Here is a 17617-nt window from a genome sequence, read left to right as displayed (position 1 = left end):
CAATGGGCCTCAACTGGCAGATTTATTTGCGGGTGAGTGCACAGGTGGAGACTCAATTCAATTAAAAGGTTGACAGTCAGATGACCGGATGGCTAGCATTCGATTACAGAAGACTGTAACCGGTTACAAATGCACAGAATTTTCCATCGAGAAAACGCAACGTAGAGCGCGACATCCCTGATGCGCTTACAAATGCGCTACAGCAGTGAGTTAAAAGCAGAACTTTTTTGGAGGGCATGTGAGCCTAATTCATCAATTTAAGCGGTATATCGTCAGCGGTGCGACCGCTTTGGCAGTAATCTTTCTTTTCGTCGGTTTTGCAGCCGCCCAAACAAACGAAGGGCAGCTCTCGGGAAACGTACTCGACAGCACTGGCGCCCAGATCGCCAATGCGACCATAACCGCCAAGAATGAGGCGACGGGTTCCACTTACAGTGCCATATCGACCAGTGCCGGAAGCTACCGCTTTCCCTCCATTCAGTTAGGTCGGTACACGGTCTCGACCACGGCACCCGGTTTCAAGTCGACCGTCAATACCGGGGTCGAGATTCGGGTCGGAACGGTAACTGCCTTCAACATCACACTGAGCGTCGGCGGCACGAACGAGACCGTGACGGTTGAATCCAACGCCCCCACCATTGAAACGCAATCTTCCGAGGTCGGCGGAACGGTTACAACTCGACAGATCGTCGACCTTCCCCTCGCTCTCGGCGGTGTCGGCGCGCTGCGCTCGCCAGAAGCATTCGTATTTCTCGTTCCCGGCACAACGGGACCAGGTTCCGCAAACAACAGCAACGGTATCTTTCTCAATAAACTAGGCGGCGGCCAGAACTTCGGAAACGAAATTCTTCTGGACGGTGCTTCAATCGTGCGAACGGAGAACGGCTCCTCGTTCGACGAGGCGGCACCTTCGGTCGAGGCTATCTCGGAGTTCAAAGTCACGACCTCTACCCCTGCAGCCGAGTTTGGCCGGACCACAGGTGGTATCGAGAACTTTGTCACGAAGAGCGGTACCAACTCCTACCACGGCACGGTCTTTGACATCTTCAAGAACGAAGCTCTGGATGCGAATGACTGGTTCAACAACGGCAAAAAAGCCTATTACCAGTCGATTGGCGATCCGCAGGAAAAGAACTTCAATCGTGGTAACGACAAGAAGAACGATTATGGCGGCAGTCTAGGCGGTCCGGTCGTTATTCCACACCTGTACAACGGCAAGGACAAGACCTTCTTCTTCTTCGCCTGGGAGCAGTACCGCCAGACACTCGGTGGACCGCAAACCAGCACCGTTCCTACGACGGCAGAGCGAGCCGGTAACTTCCAGGACCGGCTGATCAACGGCCCCACCGGCCAGATAAACCCCTGCGACGGAAGCCCCATCTTCTTCGGTGAAATCTTCGATCCTTCGACAACAAGGACCGTGAATGGGGTCCGTTGCCGACTGCCTTTCGGAACGGCACCGGCGACGGCAACGTCCCCCTTCCCGGCAAACTTCAACGTGATCCCATCGGCCCGCTTCAGCCAGGTTGGGCAAAACATCGCCAATCTTTATCCCGCTCCAACTAGCAATGCGCTGAATAACAACTACACCCTTACCTCGTCTTCGCCGCTCACCAACACAACGTACACAGTTCGTATTGATGAGTCGATCAACGACAAAAATAAGATCTACGGCTCCTACAGCGCCCGTGAAAATACCCGCAACAGCCCGACGAATCGTGCATTCCTCGGTCCCCAGGACTACATCACCCAGACGCAGGACTTCATCACCCATTACGGGCGCGGCGGATGGGATTACGTCATCACGCCGAACATCCTAAATCACCTTAATATCGGGACCAATCGGACCAATTCAATCAACGGTTCTTTCGAGGCTGCCAGCGGTACTAACTATGCCAAGCAACTGGGCATAGGCAACATCACTACTGGCCTGCCTCACTTTTCTATCGGCGGCTACAGTGATCTCAGCCGCAACCAGAACGACGATAACGTGGATAACGGAATTCGCCTAAACGATTCCATAAGCTGGCAAAAAGGTCGTAACAGCTTCAAGTTTGGCCTGGATTACCGCTATCAGCAGTATTCGGCAATTGCGAATGATGGGCTGAACGGTAATTTCAGCTTTCAGGGTGGCGAAACAAAGGCCACCCAGACAGGTGCTTTCTCGCAGGGTACCGGGAACGGTTTCGCCAGCCTTCTGCTTGGTACGGCTGACTTCGGCGGTGTTTCCGTGCCCTTCCATCAGGCGCAGTGGCTGCAGGACTACTACGCCGGTTTCATTCAGGACGACTTGAAGGCGACCAATAACCTTGTGCTCAATATCGGTCTTCGCTACAGCGTGGACCGTCCGCGTCGTGAGAAGCGGAATGACACCTCTAACTTCAGCACGACAGCCATCGACCCCAAGACCGGGACCCCTGGAGCACTTGTCTTCGCGTCAAATTGCAACAACTGCAATAAGCGTTGGGCAGATACCTGGTTCAAGGACCTCGCTCCTCGCATTGGCTTTGCATATACGCCGGGCAATAGCGATGGCAAAACCGTCTTCCGCGGTGGCTTCGCGGTGCTCTATGCTCCTCTGCAGTACAGCGACTTCGGGGGTGATACCCGCACCGGTTATACCGCCAATCCGAACTTCGGTTCCAACGGCTTCGATCCGGCCTTCAGCATCGACGGCGGCTTGCCTGCCTATCAAGCCGGCATCAACCTCGATCCCGGCCAGTTGGATAACGGCAACGCAGACTCGCCAAATTCGTTCGGCAACTTCATCAAATCGTCGTATGGTCGTCCAGGAATGTTGAATCAGTGGAACATGCAGGTCCAGCAGCAGTTGGCGAAGGACCTGATCATGACCGTTGGCTATATCGGCAACTCGGGCGCGCATCTCAAGTCGCAGGAAGAGAACATCAACAACATGGCGAAGTCCAACTTCGCGCGTGGCGATGCTCTCACCAGCTATGACCTGGTGGCCAATGGAGTGGCAAAGCCTTACACGGCCTTCAACGGCCAGGTGCAACGGGCTATCCGCCCCTTCCCGCAGTATGGCTACATTGCGACAGATTGCTGCCTGCAGAACGTCGGCCACTCTTCCTACGAAGCGCTCATCGCCAGTCTGGAACGCCGCTTCTCCCAGGGATTGAATATGCAGGCTTCCTATACATGGTCGAAGACGATTACCAATGCGGATTCGCTCATTAATGTAACCAACGGAGTTCAGCAAGAGCAGGACCCGTTCAATTCGAAGAGTCAAAAATCAATTTCGAACCAGGACATCCCGCACACCTTCGTCATCAGCTATCTCTATGAGCTTCCGTTCGGAAAGAACAAGAAGTTCCTCAACTTCCATAACCGGTTTGCCAGCGCGCTCATCAGCGGCTTTGAGGTCGGCGGGGTCCAGCGCTACCAGTCCGGCGAGCCGTTTACCTTCGGCTGCGCCAGCGGCATTCCCGGCTGGGACAACTGCATCAGCTTTACCCGGAACCCAGGTTCGCAACTATCGAGCAACGCTCGCCGCAGTGGGAAGCTGGATCCATTCCGCGAGCTGAAAAACAACAACAGTCTGGCCGGTCCGGATCCGAATGTTGACTCAATCTTCAACGGTCTGATGATTCCGACCAATCCTCAGAACGGACAATCGGACAATCCGGGGTATGCTGCTCTACAGAACGCTCCTGCATTTATCGACCAGAACACGGCTGACTACCGTGTGCGCCGGGCGCGGCAGGTAGGAAATGTGGTTACATGTCCTACTTGCGACAACGGTGGCTTCCTCTTCGGAAACGTGCCCCGCGTTACCGGAGAAATCCGCAACTTCAAGTACTACAACGAGGACTTCAGCATCCTGAAAAAGACGCCTGTCACAGAGAATGTCTTGTTCACCCTCAAAGTCGAACTGTTGAATGGGTTCAACCGTCATATCTTCGCTACGCCGGACACTCAACCCTACGATCAGTTCTTCGGCGTTCCAACAAGCAACATCAACGGCCCCAGAAACATTCAGATTACGGGGCGCGTTCAGTTCTAACCATCTGCGCGGCCGACTATCGCCGAGCTATCCTTTGGGGGCGCGGAAGCTATCAGCTTCCCGCCCTCATCTTTTTCTTATCCGCCATTTCTTTCTAACGATCCGGCTTTTCTACAAGGAGGCCTTACCTGTGAGTCGTACCCTTCCTTCTCTAAGAACTTTCGCACAAGTTGCCTTTTTCACCGGTCTCACAGTCATGACCCCCGGCACACTGTCCGCGCAGATTACAAATGCTACTATTTCCGATGCGCCCATCGAGGTGAACATCACCCGTCCTGCAACGCCTGAAGTAATTCCCGCCTCAGTCTTCGGCAGTTTTCTTGAGCCTATCGGTAAGTCGACCTACGGCGGCCTCTGGGCCGATGCGCTCGAAAATCCCAGCTTTGAAGATGGCTTGTGGAGCGCAGGGAACATCGCCAACATGCTGCGTGAGCGTCCAGAGCTGCGGCGAGCGTCACAACTCGGTATCCCCCTGCCATGGGAACCGCTCGACCAGGCGCAGGGCACGCGCTATCTCCCTGTATGGGGAGACGCGGCTAACTCCACTCGCTCGCTCCTCATCATGTCGCTGCCGGGCAAAGAAGTAGGTATCCGCCAGATGGTGTACCTACCCGTGCACCGCGAACTTAGCTACACCGGAAGCGTTTGGCTGAAGCATATGGAGGGACCGGCCACTGTCACAGTCTCTCTCCGCGCCCATGGCCAGAAGGACAGCATCCTCGCCACACAGAGCCTCAATGCGGCGGCGGCTTCATGGACGAAGTACACCTTCCAACTTACGCTCAAGGCGGGACAAGTAGCTCCACTCGATCCGGTAGATTTTGTCATCGCGCTCAACAATGATGCGCGCGTCGAAGTGGATCAGGCCTCCCTCATGCCTGCCGATAATGTCGACGGCATGGACCCCGACGTCATCGCGATGGCCCGCGATCTGCATTCGCCTCTCATCCGCTTCGGCGGCAACTTCACCTCCGCTTACGACTGGAAAGATGGCATCGGCCCACGAGACAAGCGGGTCAGCAAGCTTAACGTCTCATGGGGCATCCCCGAGTACAACACCTTCGGCACCGACGAGTTCCTTGAATTCTGCAAACTCATTCATGCACAACCGCAAATCGCGCTCAACCTCGGCACGGATACTCCGCAGAAGGCCGCGGCATGGGTGCAGTATGTCGATCAGCATTGGGACAATCACAAAGGTGGACTGCTGTGGGAGTTGGGCAATGAGCTTTGGGGAGACTTCCAGGTGGGCTATCCGAGTCTGGAGCGCGTGGCCGAGAAGACTCGCAACGTAAGCGAAGCGGTGCGTAAGGTCGATCCAACAGCGCGTTTGATCGCCACCGGCGCTGATGAAGACCACTTCCGCGACTGGAATGCCGCGCAGTTGAGCAATCCTCCAGGAACATTCGATTATCTTTCCACTCATTTTGTGGTCAACGATAGTGTGCAGATGCCCGCTTCAACCTCTCAGTTCCGCACCATGGCGAGCCTCGCTCTGCCGATCGGTCTTGAAAAGCAGATGCACGCCATCCACGAGCAGATCCAGCAGAGTCCGCATCGCGACCGTGTGAAGACGGCCTTTACCGAATGGCTGATGATCTCCGAAACGCATACAGGGCTGAACTTCACCAATATGGGCGGAGCGCTCTTCGCGGGCGGCTTCCTGAATATGATCATCCGCAACTCGGATATCGTTCCCATCTCTGACATGACCGGCATCATGGAGTTCGGTGGCATCTGGAGCAAGCACGGGCAGGTCTATGGGGCACCCGCGTACTGGGTTCTCCGAGAGTACGCGAACGCTGAGCCGCACACTCTCCTCAAGGTGCAATCGAATTCGCCGGCCTATTCAGTAACGCAAGGCGTCAAGCGCTTGCCCGAGATCGCGAACGTTCCTTATCTCGATGTAGTGGCGGCCGAGTCTACGGGAGGCAAGTCTCTGATCCTTCTCTGCGTGAATCGCCACCTGACGCAATCGCTGACAGCCAGCTTCGACCTGACGAGTCTTGGCGTCAAGGGAAGATCGGCAAAGGTCACAACGCTCGCGGCAGATAGCATCCTTGCCGAGAATGACGCGAAGGATCCAAACAAGGTCAAACCTGTCACTCAAACCGAAGCGGTCCACGGATCTTTCTCGCACAAGTTCCCCAACGCGAGTGTGACCGTCATCGAGATACCCATGCAATAGCTCGACGGTGATCAGAAGGAGAACAACTCTTACGGCACGTCTTCAATCGTGCCGTAAGAGCATGTCTGTTCCAGAGGGGCTTCAATACCGCCATCAAACTAGTTGGCAGGCGTGCCACGGCCCGTAAGCTGGCGGATCAGATCGACCTCATGCTGTCGGTAAGGTGTGTCGTCCTGACGGAACACTTCATGGAACCAGACAGTTGGCTCTATCAGCACATAAGGGCGCTTCCACGAGTCCCAAGGCAGATAGGTCTGCGTCTTGCCTGCCACCAGTCCCCAGTTGATCGCCGCGACGTTGTACTTCTTCGCGATGGGCAGGGAACCGTCAAACGTGCTTCCCGCGCCGCGCGCCATGTACTCGGTGCAGAGAATCGGCCTGTGCTGCGGCTCCAGCTCCTTGATCCGTGCCTCGAACTCCTCCGGCCAGCCGTAGTTGTGAAACGAGATCACATCGGACTCGGCAAGCTGAATCTTGGTAGTCGCACTCTCCTTCGCAGGATCAGACCAGTTGCCAACCCAGACGCCGCTGGTAAGCGGCTGTGACGGATGCGCCGCTCGCGCCCACGCAAAAGCTTTCGGAAGCAGTTCGTCCACGCGTTTCACCTTCGCCGGAACGTCCGCTTCCTTGTCCCCGCCGCCATTGTCAGGCTCATTCCACACATCCCAACCGAGGATGCGATCGTCATTTGCGAACGCTCCAACCACGCCTTCGACGTATGCCTTCAACTTCGGCTCATAGGAGCGGTCGAGCAACTCCCGCTTGCCCGGACTCTGCACCCACCCCGAGTTGTGAACCCCCGGAATCGGCGGATGCTGGGGTCCCAGATGCGGGTCAGTCTCCCAGCACGAATCGAACAACACCAGCAGCGGCCGGATATGGTGTTTCGCCGCGATGCTCAAAAATGTATCGAGCCGTTTTTTGAAGCCCTCGGGATCTTGCTGCCAGAGCTGGTCCTGCAAAAACACTCGCATCGTGTTCATCCCAATCGACTCGCCGAGACCAAGCTCCTTGTCGTTCAATCCGGGATTGAAGGTGGCCGCCTGAAACATCTCAAGCTCGTTGATGGCATCGGATGGAATGAAGTTTGCGCCCACAAGCCATGGCTGCTTGGCGTACCAGTCATTCGCCTGCTTTTCCGTCCATCTTGGACGTCCCTGACCTAACACGGAGGCTGTCTCCAGAATGGCAAGACCGAGAACGAGGACGAGTTTGAGCTTCATGCGCGAGAACCTTTTAGGAGCAGGAGTAAGGGGCTTTGAATCCTGGCCCTCATCATATAGCAATTGCTTGCAAGCGCTTACATGCCACAGTTTGGCTATACTCACGCTAGCCGATCAATCGGCAGAGGATGAATCGGAAACAATGAAAACTCCCCCCTTCGCACCAGGCGATACAGCCGTAACCGAAAAGCAGCCCAGCCTCTTTACCCGTCGCCAGATGCTTCATGGTTCAGGCATGTTAGTCGCTGCTGCGGCCACCTCCTCGCCGCTCTTCGCCGCACCTGCCGCCTCTTTTAACAATCATCGGCCTGCCCCCTCGAAGCGGCATTTTGTCAGTCAAGCTATCGAGGCAGCGATCGTCCGCACAAAAAAACAAATTGCGGACCCTCAACTAGCCGCTATCTTTGAAAACTGCTTTCCCAACACCCTCGACACGACCGTATTCCCCTCCACCATCCACGGCAAGCCCGACACCTTCGTCGTCACCGGCGACATCGATGCCATGTGGCTGCGCGATTCCTCCGCACAGGTGATGCCCTACCTTCCCTTCGCAAAAGAAGATCCAGCCCTGTCCCGCCTGCTCGAAGGCGTTATCCGCCGACAGGCGCATCTGATCCTCATCGATCCCTATGCCAACGCATTTGTGCGCACAACCTCCAGCCCGCCGCTCTCGTGGTCCCTACAGGACAAGACGGACATGCACCCCGGCGTCGGCGAGCGCAAATGGGAGATCGACTCCCTCTGCTATCCCATCCAGCTCGCGCACTCCTACTGGCGTGCAACCGGAAATTCCGCGCCCTTTGATGAAACCTGGAAACAATCCGCTCGCACCATCGTTCGTACTTTCCGCGAACAGCAGCGCAAAACAAATCAAGGACCCTATCACTTCCAGCGGGCAGCCGAATCGCCCACCGACACCCTCATGCTCTCCGGATACGGGAACCCGGTCCGTCCCAACGGCCTCATCTGCTCCATGTTCCGTCCTTCGGACGACGCCTGCATCTATCCCTTCTTTATTCCGGCAAATCTTTTCGCTGTGGCCTCGCTGCATAAGTTGGCAGAGCTCGCCACAGCGTCCTCCGATCCCACACTCGCCTCCGACTGCAAGGCGCTCGCCACCGAAGTAGCAGACGCGGTCGCCCGCCACGGCATCGTCGACCATCCAACCCACGGCAAAATCTACGCCTACGAGATCGATGGCTACGGCAACCACGTCTGCATGGACGACGCCAATGCACCCGGCCTCCTGAGTCTGCCCTTCCTCGGCGCCTGTTCTATCTCCGATCCGCTCTACCAGCGCACTCGCGGCTTCGTCCTCAGCAAAGACAACCCTTATTTCTTCCAGGGCAAGGCGGCAGAAGGCGTAGGCGGCCCCCACATCGGCCTCGGCTACATCTGGCCGATGTCCATTATGACCCGTGCCTTCACCTCGAACAATGACGCAGAGATCCGGCAGTGCCTCTATGCTCTGCGAAACACCACCGGCGGCACCTACTTCATGCACGAATCGTTTCAGCAGGACAATCCGAAGGACTTCACGCGCTCCTGGTTTGCCTGGGCCAACACGCTCTTCGGGGAACTCATCCTGAAGCTCGCCACCAGCAACTCACCACTGCTCCGTGAGGACTTTAGCCTCAAGGCATAGCCCGTCTTCGCTTCCCGCAAAATCATAACGATGCTCGCAAGCCATAAAATGAGGGTACTGTTCGGAGTGCAGTACCTTCATGTCTACCGCGTCGCCCTTTGTCCTTCTTCCCAGCTCTCACGCTCGCTGGCACGAACAATTCGCCTCCGCCTCCGAGCTTGAAAAGCAGCTCCGTGCAAAGATCCGAGGCGAAGTCCGCTTCGACGCAGCCTCCAAAGCCAGCTACTCCACCGACTCTTCCAACTACCGCCACATCCCCATCGGCCTCGTCATTCCTCACGACGAACTCGACGTCATCAACACCGTAGCCATCTGCCGCAGCTTCAACGCTCCTATCCTCTCTCGCGGAGCGGGCACCTCGCTCGCCGGTCAATGTTGCAACGCCGCCGTCATCCTCGATTTCTCGAAGTACATGAACAAAATGGGGGAAGTCGATCCCGTCGGCCGCACCGTCCATGTCCAACCCGGCATCGTGCTCGACCGCGTCCGCGAAGCGGCAGAGAAGCACGAACTCACCTTCGCCCCCGACCCCGCCACGCATAGCCGATGCACTCTCGGCGGCATGATCGGCAACAACTCCTGCGGCGTCCACGCCCTGATGGGCGGTAAGACCGTCGACAACATCGAATCGCTCGACCTCCTTCTCTACGACGGAACCCGTCTCACCGTAGGCCCCACCACCGCAGCCGAGCTTGAAAATCACATTGCCGCCGGAGGCCGTATCGGCGGCATCTACGCCGAGCTCAAACGGCTCCGTGACTCCTACGCGAACCTCGTCCGTGCAGAGTTTCCCCGCATCCCGCGCCGCGTCTCCGGCTTCAACCTGGACGAACTCCTTCCCGAAAATGGCTTCAACGTAGCCCGTGCGCTGGTAGGCAGCGAAGGCACCTGCGCCATCGTCCTTGGAGCAACGCTGCGCCTCATGAAGAGTCCGCAGTGCCGTACACTCGTTGGCATCGGCTTCGAAGACATCTTCATCGCGGCAGACCATGTCCCCCAACTCCTCACCCATAAACCCATCGGCCTCGAAGGTATGGACGGCCATCTCCTCGACTCCCTTCGCAAAAAGCACAAGCTGGAAGAAGACCTGTCACTCCTTCCCGAAGGCCGCGGCTTCCTGCTCATCGAGTTTGGCGCGGACAGTCAGGCCGACGCCGACCAGCAGGCACACTCACTCGCCGCCGCTCTGAAAGATCTCCCCGCAAAACCAACCTGCCGCATCTATAACAGCGACGAAGCTCACCGTGTCTGGCTCATTCGCGAGTCCGGCCTCGGAGCCACCGCCTTTGTCCCAGGCCAGTCCATGCACTGGGAGGGCTGGGAAGACGCTGCCGTCGATCCCACACAGGAGGGCTCCTATCTCCGCGCAATCGATGCCCTCATGCGGGAGTTCAACTACACCAGCCCCATGTACGGCCACTTTGGCCAGGGCTGTGTGCACATGCGTTTCAATTTCGACTTCGAATCCGAATCAGGCGTGCTGGCCTTCCGCCAGTTCATCGACCGCGCAGCAGATATTGTGGTGGCCCACGGCGGCTCACTCTCCGGCGAACACGGTGACGGCCAGGCCCGCGCCGCGCTCCTCCCCAAAATGTATGGCCCCGAACTCATGCAGGCCTTCCGCGAGTTCAAACAGCTCTGGGACCCCGACCACCGGCTCAACCCCAGCAACCTCATCGACCCGCACCAGCCCCACGAAGACCTTCGCCTCGGAGCCGACTACAAGCCTTGGCAGCCCAAAACCCACTTCGCCTACGCCGAGAACGACGGCTCGTTCGCCGCTGCAACTCTCCGCTGCGTAGGCGTAGGCGCCTGCCGCAAACAGGATGCCGGAACCATGTGCCCCAGCTTTATGGCCACCGGCGAAGAACTCTACTCCACCCGGGGCCGCGCGCATCTTCTGTGGGAGTTGATGCAAGGCGAAGTTCTCCCCGACCAGTGGAAGAACGAGCAGGTCAGGGAATCGCTCGACCTCTGCCTCTCCTGCAAGGCCTGCAAGAGCGAGTGCCCCACCAGCGTGGACATGGCCACCTACAAAGCCGAGTTCCTCGCCCATCATTACGAGCACGCATCCCGCCCCCTCTTTCACTACGCCTTCGGACGCATCGATCGTTGGGCGCGCCTCGCCTCCATCGCACCGGGTCTGGTCAACGCCATCAACAACGCGCCCGTCATCGGCAGCCTGATGAAGTCCGTCTTGCATATTCACCCCAAACGCACCATGCCGCGCTTCGCCAGACCCTTCACGCGCGAGCGCCGCAAATCGCAACCTGTCACCGGTAAAGACGTGTTTCTCTGGGCGGACACCTTTAACAATTATTTCCACCCCTCCACCATGCGTGCGGCTTACTCTGTCCTGACCGACGCAGGCTTCCGCGTAGGCCTACCCAGCCAACACCTCTGCTGCGGTCGCCCCCTCTACGACTTCGGCATGCTGGACACTGCCAAGAACTATCTCCTCAAAATCCTCGACGCTCTCGCTCCGCAACTTGCCGCCGGAACCCCCATCGTCGTCCTCGAGCCAAGCTGTGCGTCCGTCTTCCGCGACGAGCTGACCAACCTGTTGCCCAACGATCCCCGCGCCGCAAAGCTCCGCGACCAGACCCTGCTGCTCAGCGAATTTTTAGTGAAGCACGCTCCGAATTACCGCCCCCCGCAGATCGACAAAAAGATCATCGTCCACGGCCACTGCCATCACCACGCCACGATGAGCATGAAGGACGAGATGCAGATCCTCCGCGCCACCGGAGCCGACGTACAGCTCCTCGACTCCGGCTGCTGCGGCATGGCCGGTCCCTTCGGCTTTGAAGAGGACAAATATAAAATCTCCCAAACTCTCGGCGAACGAGTTCTCCTGCCCTCTGTCCGCAACAATAAAGACGCCATCATCGTCAGTGACGGCTTCAGTTGCCAGGAGCAGATCACCCAGAACACCGCCGCACGCCCCCAGCATTTCGCCGAAGTCCTGGCCCGGCAGGATCACCGTAAGCAGATTCCACCGCATCCCGATCACGAATCGGCGATACACTGACACTTGTACCTCTGGAGACGAGCACGGAAAATGAGCACAATGGCATCCGAACCGGAAGAAGTTACGGCCAAACAGGTCGATCAAACCGAAACTCCTTTGGAATCATTAGCCTCTATCTGCACCGTTCTGGCGATCGGACTCTTCGTCATGACGTTCGTCTTCCAGAACTACGAGATCCCCTCGGCTTCGATGACGCAGACGCTGCTGATCGGAGACCACGTCCTCGTCGACCGGACCTCCTTCGCTCCGCCCACCAAATGGGCTCCCTTTGTGCATTATCGCGACGTCCACCGCGGCGACGTCATTGTCTTCTATAAACCTAATCCTGAAACCCCGGACCTCTTCCTGGTGAAGCGCGCCATCGGCATCCCCGGCGACCGCATCCACCTTCGTAACGGAATTGTCTATCTTAATGGCGTAGAACAAAACGAACCCCAGGCAGGCAAACCGTCCGCCGACGGCGATCCGCAACATGCCTACAATCCTTACCGTGACGACTTCCCGGATGTTCCGCCAGGTCCCATGGAGTCAGGCGAGGTGACGGCAAGCTGGGCGCTCGATCTGCCTAACCACATTCAGAATGGCGATCTCGTAGTGCCGCCCGGCATGGTATTCGCCATGGGCGACAACCGCACCGAAAGCCTCGATGGCCGCTATTGGGGATTCGTTCCCCGGCAAAATATTGTAGGCAGGCCGCTTTTCGTCTACTGGTCGTTCGAAACCCCGGCTGACCAGATCGAAAAAACCAGCATGGGCGATCGTCTCAGTTTCATGGCTCACATTCTCATACACTTCTTTGACGAGACCCGCTGGCGTCGTACATTTCACATCATTCGATAAAGGCTGAAGCCGCGTCCGGGGTGTTGCGACGCGGAACCATTGTTCATGCAGGAAACGGATCCAACTCACGCGCAAAGCGACACAGAGTCGCCCCGCCACGGCCACCCACGCCGCTTTCTCTTTCTTGGGCTGGCTCTTGTGGCGCTGCTCCTGCTGGCGATTGTCCCGCCGCTGATCAGCGTCAATCGCTTTCAGCGCCGTATTGCCACCAGCATCAGCCAGAGTCTTGGTCGTCCCGTCCATTTGGATCGCGTCACCCTGAATCTGCTGCCGCTGCCCGGGTTCACCTTGGACAATCTGGTCGTCGAGGAAGACCCGGCCTTTGGCTCCGAACCGATCATTCGCGCCAACTCCGTGCGGGCGACGCTTCGTATCCGCTCGCTGTGGACCAAGCGGGTCGAATTCTCGACGATCAGCTTCACCGACCCCAGTGTCAATCTGGTGCATCTTGCCAATGGCAAGTGGAACCTTGAAAGCATTCTGCTGCAAGCTTCCCACATCGAAGCGGCTCCGACCGCACAGAAAAAAGCGGGACCGGCACCCCGTTTTCCCTACATCGAAGCGACCGGCGCGCGGTTGAATATCAAGCTGGATCAGGAAAAGATGCCCCTTTCCTTTACCGACGCTGAATTCGCACTCTGGCTGCCGAAGCCGGAGCAATGGCATCTTCGACTCAAGGCCAATCCTGTCCGCACCGATACCAGCCTCTCTGGTTCCGGCACCATTCAGGTCGAAGGAACGCTCGGGCGTGCCGCATCCCTCCGCCAGGTCCCGATCGACCTTCAGGGGCAATGGCGCGACGCTCCCCTCGGCGGCGCTACTCGTCTGCTGTTTGGTCGTGACGCCGGTTGGCGCGGAGACATGACGCTGTCGGCACACGTTCAGGGAACCGTAGGTCAAAGTTCGGTAGAGACGAAGTTCATTGCCAATGACGCCCGCCGCGCCGACTTTATTCCGAAGCGTCCCTTGAATATTGAAGTGGAGTGCCTAGGCACCGCTACGAATTTATTCCACTCGTTCGACCAGGTTCGTTGCAGTTGGCCGCCTTCCGGCTCCTCCGGAACCCAGGTGCTGATGCTCTCAGGATCTCTTCCCGACGTTCGCAAGCCCACTTCTGCGACCGTCGATGTAGCCATTCCCGGCATCCCGGCCGATACGCTTCTGGATTGGCTGCATGTGGTCAACGAGCGGGTTCCTGCGGATGTATCCATGGGCGGAACGCTGACCGGCAATATTTCTTATCATCCCGGTGCGTCCGTTCCTGCGTGGGATGGAGCGATGTTTATCACCTCTGCCAAGTTGATGGGAGCGCGAGCAGGATCTGCATCGCTGGTTACCGGCGATGTCGCCTTTCATTCCTTGACCCAGCCAGCAATAAAAGCGCATTCGCGCACCAGGAACCCCGCACCGCCAACAGCCGGAAGCACCTTTGTTCTGGCGCCGACGGACTTGGCTCTTGGCGGCAAAGAACCGGCAGTGCTGGAAGGTCGCTTCGACGCAACTGGATATACACTCCATCTCTCCGGTATGGCGTCATCTGCGCGCCTGCTCGCGCTTGGAACGGCCTTACCCGAGTTTGGAGACGGGCTGGCAAAAGTGTTGCCGGTCGACCACACAAACGTTGCCGTTCCTGTGGATCTGACCGCCACTCGCTCATGGGGCGGAGTGCAGGTGTGGGCAGCGACGTCGGCTCATCCCGCTGTCCGTCGTTCGCGGCGGACGAGACGGCCTTAAGATCAATGCATCACAATCTGCTTGGTATGGGTGCTCGAGCCAATCTCTGGAACGCTGCCATCGTTGACGATCACTTCCTCGGGGGTGCTTTCGAATACGATGCGGGTCGATGCGCTCGACCTTCCCATGATGCGGAGCCGTTCGGTTGTGGTCAGCGTGCCGGAACGGACCGTGACTGGAACCTCGGCGGCTGCGTCGCCATTGTTGCGTACTTCGATGGCAACCAGCCAGCTCGCCGCCTTCAGCCCTTGCGCCGGTAGCTGACGCGGCGTCACATTGGTGATGGTTAGATCAGGTAGACCGTGGTCGTGATAAACCCAGTCGTTGAAGAACCAGTTGAGATCTTTGTGAGACGCCTGCTCCAGGACTCGTTGAAACTGCTTTGGGTCTTCATCCTGGCCGCTCTGACGATAGTTCTGCAATGCCTGTTTGAGCACATCGTTGCCAACGATTGATCGCAACATCAGCAATACTGCTGCCGCCTTGGTTCGGTAGTAGATCTCATCGCTTGCGCGGATCAGGCTCTGTCCTTCGAGCGTCAGGTCGGCGTTCTCGGATAATACTGGCTCGGCCAGGGCCAGCGTGTTGACTTGTTGTTGGAGTTGCTGGAGCGCAGCATCGCGGCCTTGGCTATGCTCGACCCATAACAGCGACATGAACTGGGGTACGCCTTCGTCGAGCCATACGTGGGAGGATCGGAACCATGCGTGTGTCAGCGAGTGGAGCAGCGGTGAGGCAAGGGCGTCGGGATCGATGGCGCGCATCGGAGCGACGAGAAGCGAGTCGTCTTCAAAGGGCTGGCCGTTGTGGTCGATGATGTTGAGCGTGGTCAGAGGTGTGGGGCCGAGCCACTCCTTCAGGAGCGGCTGTACCTTGACCGCGGCCGCGGCGTAGCTGGGCAGTGTGTCGTAATGGTCAGTTACGGCGGCGATCAGGTTGCCGTCGGTTGTGCTGGCGGCTCCGCTGGTGACGAAGAGGCTGGCTGAGCGGAAGCCCAGCGGACGGTTGGGGAAGTCTGCCGTTGCCAGACCGGGCTGATTGGCCGCCGAGGCGGCATCGATGTTCTCATTGATGGCAACCAGCGGCTTGCGCTGGCCGCAGAAGAAGGCTGCATCGGGCGGGTTGCCGATGTACTCGACTGCGAGGCGCAGGTGGATGGTTGCGTTCGATTGATCCAGTCTGGTTTTGCCTACGAGTTGGAAGAGCTTGGCACCGTCGCCGAGCAGAGCGGGAGCGGACGCGACGGGATACCACAGAACGTCTCCGAAGCCGCGAAGTGCGGTGCTGTCAGGGGCGATCTTGTCCCAATCGGCTGCGGTGGCCTGAGCGGCTGGCGCTCCGATCCGCTCGAGCCGCTTTGCTGACTGCTCGATCTCGCCGGAGTAGAACGTCGTCAGTTCTATCGTCGCGTTGGGAGCCAGCGGCTCTGGCAGAGTTACGATGGCTTCTTTTGCCTGACCTGTGTGATCCGTGTCGGTGTCGATGAGGTGCTGCGCGAAGCGGAGCGGCAGGATGCGGTCGCCGCTGCGCATGGCGAAGCTGTCCCAGTTCAGCGTGGAGGACAACTGGAAGGCGAGATCGGTCAGCGGTTCGGTTCCCGAGTTTCGCACGGTTAGCTTCGCTCGCACCGACATCTGCGATTTGGCGGGAATCAGATGGACGTCGAGATCGTAGGCGGTGAAGGTGAGCGAACTGCGTTCGGTGTCGCTGACGGTGTCGATGGATTTGGCGGCCTTTGTTGCGGGCTGAGCGGGAGGCTTGTCGCTGCTAAAGAGAACCTTCTCGTGGGGCGCGGTTGCAGATGGCTTGACCTGAGCGACGGAAGACAGCGGAGCCAGAGAGAGAGTGAGTGCGAGCAGGCAAAGGCGGTTTTGCGTAAGAACGGACATCAAATTCAAATTCAGGATCCTAATCCCTTGCGGGCTTCCTCTGGCTTCTTTGCAGGCTTTTCTGCTGGCGGTCGCCTTTGGCGCATGGCTTCGTACATCACGACCGCCCCCGCTACGGAGACGTTCAGGGACGAGACCTGACCGGCCATCGGGATGCGCAGGAGATGGTCGCAGGTCTTTTTGACCAGGTCGTGCAGACCGGCGCCTTCGCGGCCGAGGACGAGGACGCAATCGGTCTTGAAGTCGAAGTCGGTATAGTCGGGCGTTCCTCGCTCGTCGAGGCCGAGGACCCAGACGTGCTTTTGCTTCATCTGCTCCAGGGCTCGGACGAGGTTGGTGACCCGGGCGATGCGTACGTGCTCGGAGGCACCGGCGGAGGTCTTGGCGACGGTGGCGGTGACTGGAGCGGAGCGGCGCTCGGGCAGGATGACGCCATCAACTCCGGCACCTTCGGCGGTGCGAAGAAGCGCCCCGAGATTGTGAGGGTCCTCAATGCCGTCGAGGGCGAGGAAGAAACGGTGCTGGCCTTCCGCTTTGGGCTTCAGGAGGTCTTCGACGCCGAGAAATTGGCGCTCTTTAACTACTGCCAGGACGCCTTGATGGGCGTCGGTGCGAGCGATCCGGGTGAGCTGGTCGCGGGGTTCGAGCGAGACGCGGATGCCTGCGCTGCGGCAAAGCTGGATGAGCCGCTCGAGACGGTCGTCGCGGCGCTCGCGGGCTACGCTGACGTGGTCGAGCTGGCGCGAACCGGAGCGGATGGCTTCTTCGACTGGGTGAAGGCCGTACAGAACTTCCATATCTAAGTTTACCCGCTCGGCTTGGTTCCTCCCTTTGGACCTCCTCCCCCCGGGGGTACTTTGGTCGCAAAGTCTTCTATCTAAAAGAGATATATTCTAAAGTCTTGAATTGATTGAAGTTACGGGTAAACTCTTCTTGGCAAATGGTTTATGAGCCAATTCTCTTCGAGAGAGAGCAATAGAGTTTTTGTAAGTGTCCTGGTTCATTTCTTCTATTTTTTATTTTAATGATCTGGGTCGAACTGT

General features: G+C 58.1%; 9 protein-coding genes. 6 read left to right on the top strand and 3 right to left on the bottom strand.

The genetic code is table 11. From position 1 onward, the window contains the following. Positions 1–238 precede the first annotated feature (238 nt). Positions 239–4024: a TonB-dependent receptor gene (locus P4G45_RS14475; RefSeq protein ID WP_348267187.1), complete on the top strand. Its 3786-nt coding sequence runs from the start codon at positions 239–241 to the stop codon at positions 4022–4024. 130 nt (positions 4025–4154) lie between these two features. Further along, entirely contained in the window at positions 4155–6212 is a 2058-nt protein-coding gene (locus P4G45_RS14470) for an alpha-L-arabinofuranosidase C-terminal domain-containing protein (protein WP_348267186.1), read from the top strand. A gap of 98 nt (positions 6213–6310) precedes the next feature. On the opposite strand, the gene P4G45_RS14465 is transcribed toward P4G45_RS14470, so the two are convergent. Next, complete coding sequence (locus P4G45_RS14465) at positions 6311–7435, bottom strand: cellulase family glycosylhydrolase (RefSeq protein ID WP_348267185.1); 1125 nt, start codon at positions 7433–7435, stop codon at positions 6311–6313. A 217-nt stretch (positions 7436–7652) separates the two neighbouring features. On the opposite strand from P4G45_RS14465, the gene P4G45_RS14460 reads away from it, so the two are divergent. The 4 genes from P4G45_RS14460 to P4G45_RS14445 all read left to right on the top strand — a co-directional run bounded on the left by P4G45_RS14460 (position 7653) and on the right by P4G45_RS14445 (position 14685). After that, on the top strand, positions 7653–9080 hold the full coding sequence (locus P4G45_RS14460) for a glycoside hydrolase family 125 protein (RefSeq protein WP_373694205.1): 1428 nt from the start codon (positions 7653–7655) through the stop codon (positions 9078–9080). Positions 9081–9159: 79 nt separating this feature from the next. Next, complete coding sequence (locus P4G45_RS14455; protein WP_348267183.1) at positions 9160–12111, top strand: FAD-binding and (Fe-S)-binding domain-containing protein; 2952 nt, start codon at positions 9160–9162, stop codon at positions 12109–12111. A 30-nt stretch (positions 12112–12141) separates the two neighbouring features. Further along, a complete protein-coding gene (gene lepB / locus P4G45_RS14450; protein ID WP_373694123.1) occupies positions 12142–12951 on the top strand; it encodes a signal peptidase I in 810 nt (269 codons plus the stop codon). A gap of 45 nt (positions 12952–12996) precedes the next feature. Then, entirely contained in the window at positions 12997–14685 is a 1689-nt protein-coding gene (locus P4G45_RS14445; RefSeq protein ID WP_348267182.1) for an AsmA family protein, read from the top strand. 2 nt (positions 14686–14687) lie between these two features. On the opposite strand, the gene P4G45_RS14440 is transcribed toward P4G45_RS14445, so the two are convergent. Both P4G45_RS14440 and rlmB read right to left on the bottom strand, forming a co-directional pair. Further along, complete coding sequence (locus tag P4G45_RS14440; protein ID WP_348267181.1) at positions 14688–16574, bottom strand: M1 family aminopeptidase; 1887 nt, start codon at positions 16572–16574, stop codon at positions 14688–14690. 11 nt (positions 16575–16585) lie between these two features. Further along, complete coding sequence (gene rlmB, locus P4G45_RS14435; RefSeq protein ID WP_348267180.1) at positions 16586–17371, bottom strand: 23S rRNA (guanosine(2251)-2'-O)-methyltransferase RlmB; 786 nt, start codon at positions 17369–17371, stop codon at positions 16586–16588. Between the last annotated feature and the right edge of the window lie 246 nt (positions 17372–17617).

This window comes from Edaphobacter paludis (assembly GCF_039993895.1).
Lineage (GTDB): Bacteria > Acidobacteriota > Terriglobia > Terriglobales > Acidobacteriaceae > Edaphobacter > Edaphobacter paludis.
The sequence above is the reverse complement of the archived record's forward strand: the minus strand, read 5'-3'. Positions and strand labels throughout refer to the sequence as shown.